Here is a 13998-nt window from a genome sequence, read left to right as displayed (position 1 = left end):
ATTTTGATCGTCTACGAATATCCTTTCAACGAGCGGATTCGCACGTTGTTGCGGCTGGAAGACCTGTACGAGAAGTTCAAGTTCTTTGTGAACCAGGAACACGCGATGCAACACCACGTTGCATTGGCCACCATCTTCGACATGCTCGAAGTTGCCGGCCGCGCCGACCTCAAATCCGACCTGCTGCAGGAACTGGAGCGCCAGAAGCAAAGCCTGCTCAGCTTCCGCTCCAACCCGAAGGTCGTGCCCGAAATGCTCGACGCCGTGCTTAACGAACTGGAGACGGTCAGCGGCGCACTGGTGGCGGCGCAAGGCAAGACCGGCCAGAACATCCGCGACAACGAATGGCTGATGAGCATCCGCGGCCGCACCATCATCCCGGGCGGCGCCTGCGAGTTCGACCTGCCGTCGTACTACGCCTGGCAGCAGCGGCCCGCACAGCAGCGCTACAACGACATCGCCAACTGGTTTGCGCCGCTGGCGCCGCTGTTCGACGCGCTGTCGCTGGTGCTGCGCCTGTTGCGCGATTCCGGCGGCCCGGTGAAAATGATCGCCCTGTCGGGAAGCTACCAGCAAATGCTGCAGGGGAAGGTGTACCAGATGCTGCGCCTGACCCTCGACGAATCGATCGGTGCGATTCCCGAGATATCCGCCAACAAATACATGTTGTGGGTTCGCTTCACAACGCAGGGCGGCGATTTGAAACCGAAGCCGCTGGAAGACGATGTGCCGTTCGAACTCACGCTTTGCAACTTTTAACGCTGTGAGTCAATCATGCCAGTAGTAGCCTGCCCCACCTGCGGCAAAAAGGTCGAATGGACCGAAGCCAACAAGTACCGCCCGTTTTGTTCGGAGCGCTGCAAACAGATCGATCTCGGCGCATGGGCCGAAGAGAAGTTCGTGATTCCGGGGCCATCGGTCGATGATGAGACCTTGCCGGACAAGGACAACGGCTGACGATCCGTCGTTCCCGCGAAAGCGGGAACCCATGCCGAGCGTGCGTCGTATCGGTTCCCGCTTTCGCGGGAACGACGGATCACACGTACCGCACTTTATCCAGCCACGCCAACAACGGTATCGTCGCCGGCAACAAGGGCTCCACGCCCACCGTCCCCTGCCACGCAAACGCCTGCCCCTCAAGGCTCTGCGGCTCGCCGCGCCACTCGCGGCTGATGAAGAAATGCAGCCGCACGTGCGCGTGTTCATACACGTGCTCGATGCCGCACCACTCCTCGGCGCTGACCACCTCGATACCCAACTCCTCGACAAATTCGCGCTTGAGCGCATCGAGAATGGACTCGCCCGCATCGACTTTACCGCCCGGGAATTCCCAATAGCCCGCATACGGCTTGCCTTCCGGCCGCTGGCCCAGCAGCACATCGCCGTTCGGCTTCATCAGGATTCCAACCGCCACATCGATCGGGCGTGCTTGCGTGTCACTCATTGCGGGTGCTTTCCTGCATAGTCTTTAGCGAACTGCCATGCGACGCGGCCCGAACGGGAACCGCGCTGCAAGGCCCACTGCAGCGCTTCCGTGCGCGCCGCCTCGACCTGCTGCGCATCGCAGCCGAAGCTGCCCAGCCAGTGCGCCACGATGTCGAGGTAGTCGTCCTGCTTGAATGGATAGAACGACAGCCACAGCCCAAACCGCTCCGACAGCGAGATCTTTTCTTCGACCGTCTCGCCGGGGTGCAGGTCGCCGTCGCCGCCATGCGTGTAGCTGGCGTTGTCGGACATCCGCTCCGGCATCAGGTGGCGGCGGTTCGATGTCGCGTAAATCAGCACGTTGTCCGACTGCGCCGAGATGCCGCCGTCCAGCGCCACCTTGAGCGCCTTGTAGCCGCTCTCGCCCTCTTCAAAGGACAAGTCGTCGCAAAAGATCACGAAGCGCTCAGGGCGTCCTGCGACCAGGTCGACGATGTCGGCCAGTTCGGCCAGATCTTCCTTGTCGACTTCGATCAGGCGCAGGCCGTCGGCCGCAAACTGGTTCAGGCAGGCTTTGATCAGTGACGACTTGCCAGTGCCGCGCGCGCCGGTAAGCAGCACGTTGTTGGCCGGGCGGCCCTGCACGAACTGGCGCGTGTTCTGCTCGATCTGCTGCTTTTGCCTGGCGATGTTATGCAGGTCGCCGAGGCTGATCGACGACACATGCGTGACCGGCTGGAGGTAGCTGGTGCCGCCGGTGCGCTTGCGCCAGCGGAAGGCAAAGCTGCGCTTCCAGTCCGGCTCGCGCGGATACGCCGGCGGCAGCACCGCCTCCACCCGCTGCAGCAGCGCTTCCGCGCGCAGCAGGAACTGTTCGAGTGGAGTCATGTGGCCTTACGAGCGGTAGTCGGCGTTGATGGTGACGTAGTCGTGCGACAGGTCGCAGGTCCAGACGGTGGCGGTGGCGTCGCCGCGCGCCAGCTTGACCCGCACGGTGATCTCGCTCTGCTTCATCACGCGCTGGCCGTCCGCTTCCTGGTAGTCCGGATTGCGGCCGCCGTTCTTGGCGACCCAGACGTCGTCGAGGTACATGTCCAGCTTCGTCACGTCGAGGTCGTCCACGCCGGCGTAGCCGATGGCGGCGAGAATGCGGCCCAGGTTAGGGTCGGACGCGAAGAACGCGGTCTTGACCAGCGGCGAGTGGGCGATCGAGTAAGCGATCTTGCGGCACTCTTCGACGTTGCTGCCCTCTTCCACCGTGATGGTGATGAACTTGGTCGCGCCTTCGCCGTCGCGGATGATCTGCTGCGCCAGGTTGCGCGAGATGTCGGTCACGGCTTCCTTCAGCGCTTCGTATTCGGCCGTGTCGGCCGAGTCGATCACCAGGCTGCCGGCGCCGGTGGCGATCAGCATGAACGAGTCGTTGGTCGAGGTGTCGCCATCGATGGTGATGCAGTTGAACGAGTGGTCTGCCGCGTGGCGCACCAGCTGGTCCAGCACCGGCTGCGCGACCTTGGCGTCGAACGCGAGGTAGCCCAGCATGGTCGCCATGTTCGGCTTGATCATGCCGGCGCCCTTGCTGATGCCGGTCATGGTGACGGTGTGCCCGCCGATGGTGACGGTGCGCGACGCGGCCTTCGGCTGCGTATCGGTCGTCATGATCGCTTCGGCCGCGTTGTACCAGTTGTCGAGCTGGAGGTTGGCGACCGCGTCAGGCAGGCCTGCAACGACCTTCTGGACCGGCAGCGGTTCGAGGATCACGCCGGTCGAAAACGGCAAGACCTGCTGCGGATGGCAGTCGAGCAGCTTGGCCAGCGCCGCGCAGGTGGCCTGCGCATTGGCCAGGCCGGCCTCGCCGGTGCCCGCATTCGCGTTGCCTGTGTTGACCAGCAGTGCGACGATTTTTTCGCCGCCCGCGGCGGCGGCGGCCAGGTTGGCCTTGCTGACCTGGACCGGCGCCGCGCAGAAGCGGTTCTTGGTGAATACGCCCGACACGGTGGCCGTCGGCGCCAGCTTCATCACCAGCACGTCCTTGCGGTCCGGCTTCTTGATGCCGGCTTCGGCAAAGCCGATTTCAATGCCGTGGACGGGCTTCAGGTCTTCAGCGACGGGGAGTGGGGAATTGACGGCCATGGCGGGTTCTCTAGCGGATGAATTGAAGCCGCTATTGTACCGCCTCGCCGTAGAGCGTGCGGTTTTGACCATATTGCCGATGCACCAAAACGGTGGCCATAAGTTCAAGTTATCGGGGCTGGTTAAACATTAAGTTACATATAAACAACAACCATTGCTTTTAGCAATTGTCACAGATACTATCTCGCGCTTGCCGACGATTTAACAAAGGAACAGCAATGCAAATCCGCCACGATTTAAAAATTGGAACCAAGCTAAGCCTTGGCTTCGGCGCGCTGGTCGTTCTGATGCTGGTCCTTGCAGCGATGTCCCTGCTTCGCCTGGCGGCGATTTCGGACGCCGTCAGCAAGCAGGAAACCGTGCAGCAGCTCAAACTGGACCCGCTGTTCGCGGCGCGCGAAGCCCTGGCGCAAACCGGCCTGGCCGCGCGCAACGCTTTTATCTTCACGGATAATCAACAGGCGGTCAGCGAACTGACGATCCTCGAGCAGCAGCGCGCGATTTACCTGGCGAAGCTCGATGAGTTGAGTCCGCGCTTCGCCGGCAACCCCGAGTTCGACAAAGTCAGGCAGGGCCTGCTGCTGATGGCGCGCGAACTGGAGCGCCCGCGCGCCTTTCGCGAAGCGGGCAAGATGGCCGAGTACGGTGAATTCCTGGTCAACGATTGCAGCCCGCTGCGGCGCCAGATCGTCGCGGACATCGATGTGCTGATCAAATCGGTCACGGCCGAGATTACCGCCGCCAATGAGACCGCCCATGCAGTCTTCGACCAGTCGCTTTACATGGTGGCGGGCGTCACCCTGTTCACGCTGCTTGCATGCGTAGTCATCGCGGTCATCATCACCCGCGGCCTGCTGCGCCAGCTCGGCGGCGAACCGGCTTATGCGGCCGAACTGGCGGGCCGTATCGCCGACGGTGAGCTGTCGGTCCATGTCGCCACCAGGGACGGGGACACGTCCAGCCTCGTGTACGGCATCAGCGCCATGCGCGACAACCTGGCCGCGATCGTCGGACGGGTGCGCACCGGCACCGATGCGATTGCCACCGCCTCGGCTGAAATCGCCACTGGCAACCGCGACCTGTCGGCACGCACCGAACACCAGGCATCGGCGCTGGCCGAAGTGGCCACGCTGATGGACCAGCTGACGTCCACCGTGCGCCAGAATGCCGATAGCGCACGCGCTGCGAACGCGCTGGCGCAATCGGCGTCCGAAGTGTCGGCCGAAGGCGGCAAGGTGGTGGAACAGGTGGTCAAGACGATGGGTTCGATCAACGATTCGTCGCGCAAGATCGTCGACATCATCGCCGTCATCGACGGCATCGCCTTCCAGACCAATATCCTCGCGCTCAACGCCGCGGTCGAAGCCGCGCGCGCCGGAGAACAGGGTCGCGGCTTCGCCGTGGTGGCGTCGGAGGTGCGCAATCTCGCGCAGCGCTCCGCGGCGGCAGCCAAGGAAATCAAGGCGCTGATCGACGACTCGGTCAACCAGGTGGAACTCGGCTCGCAGCTGGTCGGGCAGGCTGGCAGCACGATGACCAAGGTGGTCGAGAGCGTGGGCAAGGTCACCGGCATCATGGCCGAGATCAGCAGCGCCAGCCGCGAACAAAGCGACGGGATCGAACAGGTCAGCGGCGCGATCGGCGAGATGGACGCCATGACCCAGCAAAACAGCGCGCTGGTTGAGCAGGCGGCCGCGGCAGCCCAGGAAATGCGCGACCAGGCAAGCGCGCTGGCCCAGACGGTGGGACTGTTCAAGCTGGCCCATGACGCGGCAGCCGGCGCGCCGCGGCATGCCAAGGTGGCAGCGCGGCGCGCGGGTAGCGCGCCGGCGATCGGGCTCGCCTAGCCGCGCACCGGCGCCGCGCCCGCGCTCGACCAGACTTGCATGCATTGCGAGCCGGTCCAATTGGTGCCTTCAGGGCAGGTGCACAGCTTGTCTTCCAGCTGCGTGTTGGCCGGGCACTGGGCCTGCTCCTGCGCCTTGAGGCTGCCTCCCGCCTGGGGTTCGTGGCGCGGCGGCTGGACCGCCCACCACAAGGCAATCAGCAAACCGGCAACGACGACACCTGCGCTGCGAATCGATTTCATGACATCCTCCGAATCAGGGAACGATGCTCTACGATTGCAGTAAGCGGGCTCGGCCGAGTTGCGCATCGTCAACTTTGTGCCATGGCGGGCGCAAGTGGCCATCGCACGCCGTTTCCGCGGATGCGGAAATCCATGACCCGCAAGCACTGGCGGAGGTAGGAAGGACCCGACGGATCGCCTGATGTATGGGTTCCCGCCTTCGCGGGAACGACGGGAATAAAAAAAGGGAGGAAGAACTTTCGTTCTTCCTCCCTTTTTATTCCGCCGGCTGCTTTATGCCAGCTTGCCGTGGCACTGCTTGAACTTCTTGCCGCTGCCGCAAGGGCATGGGTCGTTGCGGCCGACCTTGATGCCCATGTAGCCTTCTTCGGCCGCCATCGCTGGCGCTGCCGTCGGGGCCAGCAGTTCTTCCGGCGCCGCGTCTGGATTGAAGTCCGCGTGCTGGAAGTTGAGGTTTTCAACGTGCGACTGCGCCATCGCCGCTTCCGCCGCGTCGATCTCCTCGCGCGACTGGATGCGTACCGTCATGATGGTGCGCACGACTTCGTTCTTGATCATGTCGAGCATCGCGCCAAACAGTTCGAACGCTTCGCGCTTGTATTCCTGCTTCGGGTTCTTCTGCGCATAGCCGCGCAGGTGGATACCCTGGCGCAGGTGGTCCAGCGCCGCGAGGTGTTCGCGCCAGTGGGTGTCCACGCTTTGCAGCATGACGTTGCGCTCGAAGCCGCCGAACGATTCCTTGCCGACGATGGCGACCTTCGCCGCGTACGATTCTTCAGCCGCAGCCAGCACGCGCTCGAGGATATCTTCGTCGTTCAGGTTATGGTCGGCTGCCAGCATGTCGGCCAGCGGCACGTTGAGGTTCCACTCGTTGGCCAGGGCCGATTGCAGTGCCGGGACGTCCCACTGTTCTTCAACCGATTCGGCCGGCACGTAGGTGCGTACCAGGTCAGTGAACACGCCCGCGCGCAGCGATGCGATCAGCTCCGAAATGTCGGTCGCTTCCAGCAGTTCGTTACGCTGGGTGTAGATCACCTTGCGCTGGTCGTTGGCGACGTCGTCGTATTCGAGCAGCTGCTTGCGGATGTCGAAGTTGCGCGCTTCAACCTTGCGCTGCGCCGATTCGATCGAGCGCGAGACGATGCCCGCTTCGATTGGTTCGCCTTCCGGCATTTTCAGTCGGTCCATGATCGCGCGCACGCGGTCGCCGGCGAAGATGCGCAGCAGCGCGTCGTCAAGCGACAGGTAGAAGCGCGACGAGCCCGGGTCGCCCTGGCGGCCGGAGCGGCCACGCAGCTGGTTGTCGACGCGGCGCGATTCGTGGCGCTCGGTGCCGATGATGTGCAGGCCGCCTTCTTTCACGACCAGGTCGTGCAGCGACTGCCATTCGTCGCGCAGCTTCTGCGACTGCGCCGCTTTGTCGGCGTCCGACAGTTCGGCATTGGCTTCGATGAACTGGATCTGCTTTTCGACGTTGCCGCCCAGGACGATGTCGGTACCGCGGCCGGCCATGTTGGTGGCGATGGTGACCATCTTCGGACGGCCCGCCTGCGCGATGATTTCCGCTTCGCGGGCGTGCTGCTTCGCGTTCAGGACGTTGTGCTCGATGCCGGCCTTCTTCAGGATGCCCGACAGCAGTTCGGAGTTTTCGATCGAGGTGGTACCCACCAGTACCGGCTGGCCGCGTTCGGCGCAGTCGCGGATATCGACCAGCATGGCCTGGTACTTCTCGTCGGCCGATTTGTAGACCTGGTCCTGGCGGTCCTTGCGCTGCGAAGGACGGTTCGGCGGGATCACCACGGTTTCAAGGCCGTAGATTTCCTGGAATTCGTACGCTTCGGTGTCGGCGGTACCGGTCATGCCGGCCAGCTTGCCGTACATGCGGAAGTAGTTCTGGAAGGTGATCGAGGCCAGGGTCTGGTTCTCGTTCTGGATGCGCACACCCTCCTTTGCTTCGACAGCCTGGTGCAGGCCGTCCGACCAGCGGCGGCCCGTCATCAGGCGGCCGGTGAATTCGTCGACGATCACCACTTCATTGTTCTGCACCACGTACTGCTGGTCCTTGTGGTACAGCGCGTGCGCGCGCAGCGCGGCGTACAGGTGGTGGATCAGCGTGATGTTGGCCGCGTCGTACAGCGATGCGCCTTCCGGCAGCAGGCCCATCTTGGTCAGGATCTCTTCGGCGTGCTCGTGGCCGCGCTCGGTCAGCAGCACGGTGTGCGCCTTCTCGTCCTTGGTGTAGTCGCCAGGGACTTCGATCTTGCCCTTGCCGTCCGGCGTCTCTTCGCCGATCTGCAGGGTCAGCATGCCCGGCACTTCGTTCAGCTTGTAATACAGCTCGGTATTGTTCTCGGCCTGGCCGGAGATGATCAGCGGGGTGCGCGCTTCGTCGATCAGGATCGAGTCGACTTCGTCGACGATCGAGAAGTTCAGGCCGCGCTGCACGCGCTCGCTGGCCTCGTAGACCATGTTGTCGCGCAGGTAGTCGAAGCCGAACTCGTTGTTGGTGCCGTAGGTGATGTCCGAGGCGTAGGCCTTCTGCTTGGTGTCATGGTCCATCTGCGACAGGTTGATACCGGTCGTCAGGCCCAGCCAGCCGTACAGGCGTCCCATCCACTCGGCATCGCGCTGCGCCAGGTAGTCGTTGACGGTGATGACGTGCACGCCCTTGCCGGACAGCGCGTTGAGGTAGGCCGGCAGGGTTGCCATCAGCGTCTTGCCCTCGCCCGTGCCCATCTCGGCGATCTTGCCATAGTGCAGGACCATGCCGCCGATCATCTGGACGTCGAAATGGCGCATCTTCAGCACGCGGCGCGCCGCTTCGCGGCACACGGCAAAGGCTTCCGGCAGAATCTCGTCCAGCGAGGTGCCCGCGGCGACGCGCGCCTTGAATTCGGGAGTTTTCGCCTGGAGTTCAGCGTCGGACAGCTTTTCGATCTGCGGTTCAAGTGCGTTGATCTCGCGAACCGTCTTTTGGTATTGCTTAAGCAGCCGTTGGTTACGGCTACCGAAAATCTGAGTCAGTAATGACATGCTTGAATTCTTGAAAAAAACGCCGAAAAAGAAACCCGGATAATAGCAAAATTACATCATCGCGAGGTCGACTATGGCAAAAAGACAGTGATTTTATCACGCGAACCCATGGCAAATGGGGTTTATGGTCTGGAGTACAAGGTGTGCCCCATATAAACAGTTTCCGTTTCGCGCTAGGGCCGAAGCGTTTTCAGGTCGGTGCCGATCCGGTTCGAATAGACGGTGGCGTCGTGATACAGGTACAGCACCTCGTCCTTGCTGCCGCGGCGGAACAGCAAGCTGCGCAATTGTTCGACTTCGGCCGGCGTCGCCTGGGAAAGACTGTTGGTCGACAGGTACACGACCTCATTGTAATAACGCGAGAACCAGGGCGCGCCGGCGTAGCCGAACGAATCGGTAACCATGACCAGGCGCGGGGCCAGTCCTGGCGCCGTATTGGTGAACCGGCCCGCGACGACCAGTTTTTCCATGATCGACTTCATGCCGGGGAAGCAATCGGGCCCGTAACAGGAGGTGATTGTGGTGCCGGTGAAGTCCGGCTCGCCAGCCACGCTGTCATGCTCGATACCGGGGAACAGGAAGTGCACGTCCGACGGGACCCGCTTTTCCACCAGCGGAATCGGGGTGCCGCCGGCCGCCGGCCGCTTCCAGAAGCGCTCCTGCGTCATGCCGGCCACGGCGCGCGGCCCGGCTCCGCTCCAGTGGAAGAAGGTCAGCGGGAACATCGCGTCGCGGCCGCGGATGGCGCGCATCTCCTTGAGCGGGAACATCACCCGTTCGCGCGCCCTGGGGTCGAGCCCGGGCGAGGCCAGCACCTGGTAGGCCGGCGCGCCGTCCACCGTGCAGCGCTCGGCTTGCCAGGCGGGGAGCTGTTCAAGGTAGACGATCGGCGCCGATGGCACGATCAACAGCTTGGCGTCAATGCCGGCCGCGTCGAACAGTCGCGAGAACTGGTTCATTTCGGCGAGGATTTCGGGACCGTCGCGGAACTGCCAGCCGCACGCCAGCGCAATCGCGGTGTATGGCTCGCCCTCCCCGGCGCGATTATGCGCGGCCAGGAAGATACGGCCATCGCGCCCGCCAATCACCTGGTTGGTCGGGAAGCGGCCGAACAGGTCGTGGCGCAGGCGCGTGTAGATCTCCACCATGCGGATCCGCCAGCCGAAATGGTCGTTGATCCAGGGGTCGAGGGCGGCCGGCAGGGCCAGCGCCTCGCGCCAGCCGGTCGGCATCGATGGCGCCGCCGCCAGCTTGCGCTGTTCGCCGCTGGCGGCCGGCGCGCCCACGAAGGTCGCCACCAGCGGCACCGACATCAGGGCGACGATCACGATTTTCGCCAGGTGTTTGCGTAGCAGCGCCATCTCAGAACCGGTAGTAGATGAATGGATTGTAGGTGCCGCCCGCCAGGAAGCACGCGCAGACGACAACGGCGGTGAGCGACAGCGGCAGGTAGCGCCAGTGCCCGATACCCGACGCCGCAATGGACAGCCTGCCCTCGCGCGGGCGTGGCAGCGCCAGCGCCAGTCCCACCAGGATGGCGGTCAGTTCGAGCGAGCCGATTTCGCCCTGCCATGGATGCGCGCCCGGATTTTCTGCGCCGCCAAACAGCACCGTCATGAAGCCGACCGCCGACGGCAGGTCATCCGCGCGGAACCACACCCATCCGAGCATCACGGCGAACAGGGTCCAGGCCTGCGCCAGCGGCCATGGCAGGCGGTCCAGCCACGCCTTGGCACCCATGCGCTCGATGATCAATAGCGCGCCATGCCAGAAGCCCCACATCACGAAGGTCCATGCGGCGCCGTGCCACAGGCCGCACAGCAGGAAGACGATCGCCAGGTTCAGGTAGGTGCGGGTCGGGCCGAGCCGGTTGCCGCCCAGCGGGATGTACAGATAGTCGCGGAACCACGACGACAGGCTGATATGCCAGCGCTGCCAGAATTCGGTGACCGAGCGTGCCGAGTAAGGCCGGTTGAAGTTGGGCGGATAGGTAAAGCCGGTCATGTGGCCGATACCGATCGCCATGTTGGAATAGCCGCAGAAGTCGTAGTAGATCTGCAGCGTGTAGCACAGCAAGCCAATCCAGGCGGTTGGCGCCGACAGCAGGTTGTAGTCCGCGTTGAACAGCCGGTCGGCCGGATACGCCACCGTGTTGGCGATCAGGACCTTCTGCGCCAGGCCGATGGCAAACAGCTGGAAGCCGGCCAGCAGGCGCTGGTTCGACAAGGTGCGCTCGCCGATGTCGGCGGCAATCTGCTTGTAGCGCACGATCGGGCCGGCAATCAGCTGCGGGAACATCGCCTTGTAAGTGGCGAAGCGCATGAAGCTCGACTGCGCCGGGACGTCGCCGCGGTAGACGTCGATCAGGTAAGAGATGCCCTGGAAGGTGAAGAACGAGATCCCGAGCGGCAGCACGATTTCAGGCACCGGCAGGCGCGCGTGGAAAGCCGCGTTGACCGCTTCGCCGAGAAAGCCGATGTACTTGAACCAGGCCAGCAGCAACACATTGGCCGACACGCCAATGGCCAGCCAGGTTTTGCGCCGCGCGGTGCTGCGCGCAATGAGCAAGCCCGCCGCGTAATTGAGCGCGGCCGAAAACAGCAACAGCGGCACGAAGCGCGGCTCGCCCCAGGCGTAAAAAACCAGGCTGGCGACCAGCAGCACCGCGTTTTTCCACGGCAGCAGGTAATACAGGAAGAGGAAGACGGGGAAAAAGAAGAACAGGAAGGAAATCGATGAGAACAGCATGGGACGTCCAGATGAAGGCGGCAAGTTCTTGGAAAGCGTCCGCGTGCCGGATTATGCTTGCTTTAGTACCAACGTGCAATAGCTCCACGCCAAGCGGCAGCTGTGATATGTTTCGCGCTATGCATATTTATGGAACCAAGACCTATAAAGCGTTCGGCGCGACGGATTTCCTGCGCAAGAACGACCGCATGGCCAGCCTGATGCCAGCGGCGATGCGCATGGCCAGCCTGCAGAAGGATTGCGCCAACGCCCTGCCGCCGATGTTTGCGCAGTGCGACGTGATGGCCTTCGAACAGGGCCAGCTGTTGCTGGCGACGCCGACCTCGGCGGTGGCGGCGCGCCTCAAGCAGCAGCTGCCTAAATTGCAGGCAGACTTGCAAAAGCGCGGCTGGCAGGTCGATAACATCAAGCTGAAAGTCCAGGTCACCCGCGCTGCAGGGCCCGTGGTGGAGATCCGCAAGCTGTCGATGCCGGATACGGCGGTGACCGCGTTCGAGGAGCTGGGCGATGCGCTGGAAGCGACGCCCCAGAACGAGAAACTGATTGCCGCCATCAAGGCGATGGCGGCGCGGCGGCGTTAATCAGGTAAGCGACCACTCACTTGCCATCTGGCGCTGGTAGGACTGCGGCGCCTTCTCCAGCGAATCGAAGGACACGATCTCGTAGGCCGCCGGGTCCTTCAGCAATTCCAGCAGCAGCAGGTTATTCAGCGCATGGCCCGACTTGTGGGCGTGGTAGCTGGCGATCAGCGGATGGCCGACCAGGTACAGGTCGCCGATCGCGTCGAGGATCTTGTGGCGCACGAATTCGTCTTCGTAGCGCAGGCCGTCGGAATTGAGGATCCGGTACTCATCCATCACAATCGCGTTTTCCAGCGAGCCGCCGCGCGCCAGTCCCATGCCGCGCAGGCTTTCCACGTCCTGCATGAAGCCGAAGGTACGGGCGCGCGCCACGTCGTGGACATACGAGACGTCGCCGAAATCGACCTCGGCGCGCTGCATGGTGCCGTCGACCGCCGGGTGGTTAAATTCGATGAAGAAGTCGAGCTTGAAACCGTCGTGCGGCGACAGGCGCGCCGACTTTTCGTTGTTGCCGGTGCCCTGGCGCACCTCGACGTCCTTCAGCACGCGGATGAACTTCTTCGGCGCGCCCTGCTCTTCGACGCCGGCCTGCTGGAGCAGGAACACGAAGGAGGATGCGGAACCGTCCATGATCGGGATTTCTTCGGCCGACACGTCCACGTACAGGTTGTCGATGCCAAGGCCGGCGCAGGCCGACATCAGGTGTTCGACGGTGGACACGCGGGCGTCGTCCTTGATCAGCACCGACGCCATGCGGGTGTCGCCGACGATCGACGCGGTCGATGGGAATTCGACAACAGGGTCGAGGTCGACGCGGCGGAACACGATGCCGGTATCGACGGCCGCCGGGCGCAGGGTCAGTACGACCTTGGTACCGGAATGCAGGCCCACACCAGTGGTGCGCACCTCTTGTTTGACGGTTCTTTGTTTAAGCATCCCCGGATTATATCCGGGTTGAAATCACCCTGCATTTGGCGGCGTCAGGGATGTTCGCTTTCCGAATGCACCCGTTCATGGCGGATCAGGTAGATGCCGCTGCCGATGATGATGGCCGCGCCCAGCAAGGTGTATTCGTCGGGCAGGGTCTGCCACAGCAGCCAGTCGATCGCCACGCCCCAGGCCAGCGCCGAGTACTCGAACGGCGCCACGCTTGACGCCTCGCCCGAGCTGAACGCCTCGGTGATGGCGATCTGGCCGAGGAAGCCGCTGATGGCAAGGCCTACCAGCAGCCAGGTATCCGCCGCGCGTACCGCCACCCAGTTCGGCGCGGCGATGATGGTGGCGCCGAAGCCCATCAGCATGATCAGCCAGAACATCACGTGCTCGGCGCGGTCGGTGCGCGCCAGGATGCGCGCCGCGATGGCCGACACCGCGTAGCAGGCGGCCGCGCCCAGGACGGCGAAGCCGCCCAGGGTCAGCATGCCTTCGCCGGTGGGGCGCAGCACCACCAGCACGCCCACCAGGCCGACGACGATGGCGATCCAGCGCTGGGCGTCGACGGTCTCTTTCAGGAAGAATACCGAGAGCGCCGTGATCAGTGCCGGTGCGATAAAGAAGATGGTGTAGGCCTCGGCCAGCGACAGGTTTTTAAGGCCGAAGGCGAACAAGGCCAGCATGGCGATGCCCAGCACGCCGCGCAGCACTTGGAGCGGCCAGCGCACCTGGGTGATCTTCTTGAATGCGCCGCGCCACACCAGGTAGCCGATCACCAGCGGCATCGACGACAGCGCCCGCAGCGCCGCCACCTGCACGGCGGGATAGGTCTGGGACAGCAGCTTCATGGCCGTGTCCATCAGCGAGAACATGGCGACGGCGATCAGCATCGCGTAGATGCTGCGCAGGTTGCCGTTGACGGCAGTTGTTCTTGTTTGGTTCATAAAGCGAGCATTCAAATAAATGTAGGGCGGAAGAGCGAAGCGTTATCCGCCATGAGCCGCGTTGGCGCATGCATGGCGGATGACGCTTCGCTCTTCCGCCCTACGAGAGCGG

General features: G+C 63.3%; 13 protein-coding genes. 4 read left to right on the top strand and 9 right to left on the bottom strand.

Annotated elements, in window-relative coordinates; genetic code table 11:
• Positions 1-3: 3 nt before the first annotated feature.
• Positions 4-759, top strand: coding sequence for a cell division protein ZapD (zapD, locus tag LMJ30_RS02130; protein WP_229430688.1), 756 nt, complete (start codon positions 4-6; stop codon positions 757-759).
• Positions 760-774: 15 nt separating this feature from the next.
• Complete coding sequence (locus LMJ30_RS02125) at positions 775-957, top strand: DNA gyrase inhibitor YacG (protein WP_229430687.1); 183 nt, start codon at positions 775-777, stop codon at positions 955-957.
• Between the two features lie 79 nt (positions 958-1036).
• On the opposite strand, the gene LMJ30_RS02120 is transcribed toward LMJ30_RS02125, so the two are convergent.
• Genes LMJ30_RS02120 through argJ form a run of 3 tightly spaced genes read right to left on the bottom strand, consistent with a single transcriptional unit; the run spans position 1037 to position 3558 of the window.
• Positions 1037-1444 carry an NUDIX domain-containing protein gene (locus tag LMJ30_RS02120; RefSeq protein ID WP_267869514.1) on the bottom strand — a complete coding sequence of 136 codons (408 nt, stop codon included), beginning with the start codon at positions 1442-1444 and terminating at the stop codon, positions 1037-1039.
• Entirely contained in the window at positions 1441-2313 is an 873-nt protein-coding gene (locus LMJ30_RS02115) for an ATP-binding protein (RefSeq protein WP_229430686.1), read from the bottom strand. The genes LMJ30_RS02120 and LMJ30_RS02115 overlap by 4 nt, the downstream gene beginning before the upstream one ends.
• 6 nt (positions 2314-2319) lie before the next feature.
• The gene (gene argJ, locus LMJ30_RS02110; RefSeq protein ID WP_229430685.1) at positions 2320-3558 is read right to left on the bottom strand and encodes a bifunctional glutamate N-acetyltransferase/amino-acid acetyltransferase ArgJ; all 1239 of its coding nucleotides are present in this window, start codon (positions 3556-3558) and stop codon (positions 2320-2322) included.
• A gap of 218 nt (positions 3559-3776) precedes the next feature.
• Here argJ and LMJ30_RS02105 point away from each other — a divergent pair, with 218 nt between their 5' ends.
• Complete coding sequence (locus LMJ30_RS02105) at positions 3777-5405, top strand: methyl-accepting chemotaxis protein (protein ID WP_229430684.1); 1629 nt, start codon at positions 3777-3779, stop codon at positions 5403-5405.
• Here the strand turns inward: LMJ30_RS02105 and LMJ30_RS02100 are convergent.
• The 4 genes from LMJ30_RS02100 to LMJ30_RS02085 form a co-directional block, all read right to left on the bottom strand.
• A complete protein-coding gene (locus LMJ30_RS02100; RefSeq protein ID WP_229430683.1) occupies positions 5402-5647 on the bottom strand; it encodes a hypothetical protein in 246 nt (81 codons plus the stop codon). The two genes, LMJ30_RS02105 and LMJ30_RS02100, sit on opposite strands and share 4 nt — an antisense overlap.
• Before the next feature lie 273 nt (positions 5648-5920).
• Complete coding sequence (gene secA, locus LMJ30_RS02095) at positions 5921-8680, bottom strand: preprotein translocase subunit SecA (protein ID WP_229430682.1); 2760 nt, start codon at positions 8678-8680, stop codon at positions 5921-5923.
• Between the two features lie 173 nt (positions 8681-8853).
• On the bottom strand, positions 8854-10041 hold the full coding sequence (locus LMJ30_RS02090; protein WP_229430681.1) for an alginate O-acetyltransferase AlgX-related protein: 1188 nt from the start codon (positions 10039-10041) through the stop codon (positions 8854-8856).
• A gap of 1 nt (position 10042) precedes the next feature.
• Positions 10043-11428 carry an MBOAT family O-acyltransferase gene (locus tag LMJ30_RS02085; RefSeq protein WP_229430680.1) on the bottom strand — a complete coding sequence of 462 codons (1386 nt, stop codon included), beginning with the start codon at positions 11426-11428 and terminating at the stop codon, positions 10043-10045.
• Between the two features lie 119 nt (positions 11429-11547).
• On the opposite strand from LMJ30_RS02085, the gene LMJ30_RS02080 reads away from it, so the two are divergent.
• The gene (locus tag LMJ30_RS02080; protein WP_229430679.1) at positions 11548-12009 is read left to right on the top strand and encodes a DciA family protein; all 462 of its coding nucleotides are present in this window, start codon (positions 11548-11550) and stop codon (positions 12007-12009) included.
• Here the strand turns inward: LMJ30_RS02080 and lpxC are convergent, their stop codons facing one another.
• Both lpxC and LMJ30_RS02070 read right to left on the bottom strand, forming a co-directional pair.
• Entirely contained in the window at positions 12010-12945 is a 936-nt protein-coding gene (gene lpxC, locus LMJ30_RS02075) for a UDP-3-O-acyl-N-acetylglucosamine deacetylase (protein ID WP_229430678.1), read from the bottom strand.
• Between the two features lie 44 nt (positions 12946-12989).
• Positions 12990-13832, bottom strand: coding sequence for a DMT family transporter (locus LMJ30_RS02070; RefSeq protein ID WP_229431046.1), 843 nt, complete (start codon positions 13830-13832; stop codon positions 12990-12992).
• Positions 13833-13998 lie beyond the last annotated feature (166 nt).

This window comes from Massilia agrisoli, assembly GCF_020831365.1.
Lineage (GTDB): Bacteria > Pseudomonadota > Gammaproteobacteria > Burkholderiales > Burkholderiaceae_D > Telluria_A > Telluria_A agrisoli.
Note: the sequence above shows the minus strand (reverse complement) of the source record. Positions and strands in the feature narration are given on the sequence as shown.

Bases quoted from the DNA above. Each gene is read 5' to 3' on its own strand.
- LMJ30_RS02125 (WP_229430687.1), top strand. From the start codon at position 775: ATGCCAGTAGTAGCCTGCCCCACCTGCGGCAAAAAGGTCGAATGGACC.
- LMJ30_RS02120 (WP_267869514.1), bottom strand. From the start codon at position 1,444: ATGAGTGACACGCAAGCACGCCCGATCGATGTGGCGGTTGGAATCCTG.
- LMJ30_RS02115 (WP_229430686.1), bottom strand. From the start codon at position 2,313: ATGACTCCACTCGAACAGTTCCTGCTGCGCGCGGAAGCGCTGCTGCAG.
- argJ (WP_229430685.1), bottom strand. From the start codon at position 3,558: ATGGCCGTCAATTCCCCACTCCCCGTCGCTGAAGACCTGAAGCCCGTC.
- LMJ30_RS02105 (WP_229430684.1), top strand. From the start codon at position 3,777: ATGCAAATCCGCCACGATTTAAAAATTGGAACCAAGCTAAGCCTTGGC.
- LMJ30_RS02100 (WP_229430683.1), bottom strand. From the start codon at position 5,647: ATGAAATCGATTCGCAGCGCAGGTGTCGTCGTTGCCGGTTTGCTGATT.
- secA (WP_229430682.1), bottom strand. From the start codon at position 8,680: ATGTCATTACTGACTCAGATTTTCGGTAGCCGTAACCAACGGCTGCTT.
- LMJ30_RS02090 (WP_229430681.1), bottom strand. From the start codon at position 10,041: ATGGCGCTGCTACGCAAACACCTGGCGAAAATCGTGATCGTCGCCCTG.
- LMJ30_RS02085 (WP_229430680.1), bottom strand. From the start codon at position 11,428: ATGCTGTTCTCATCGATTTCCTTCCTGTTCTTCTTTTTCCCCGTCTTC.
- LMJ30_RS02080 (WP_229430679.1), top strand. From the start codon at position 11,548: ATGCATATTTATGGAACCAAGACCTATAAAGCGTTCGGCGCGACGGAT.
- lpxC (WP_229430678.1), bottom strand. From the start codon at position 12,945: ATGCTTAAACAAAGAACCGTCAAACAAGAGGTGCGCACCACTGGTGTG.
- LMJ30_RS02070 (WP_229431046.1), bottom strand. From the start codon at position 13,832: ATGCTGATCGCCGTCGCCATGTTCTCGCTGATGGACACGGCCATGAAG.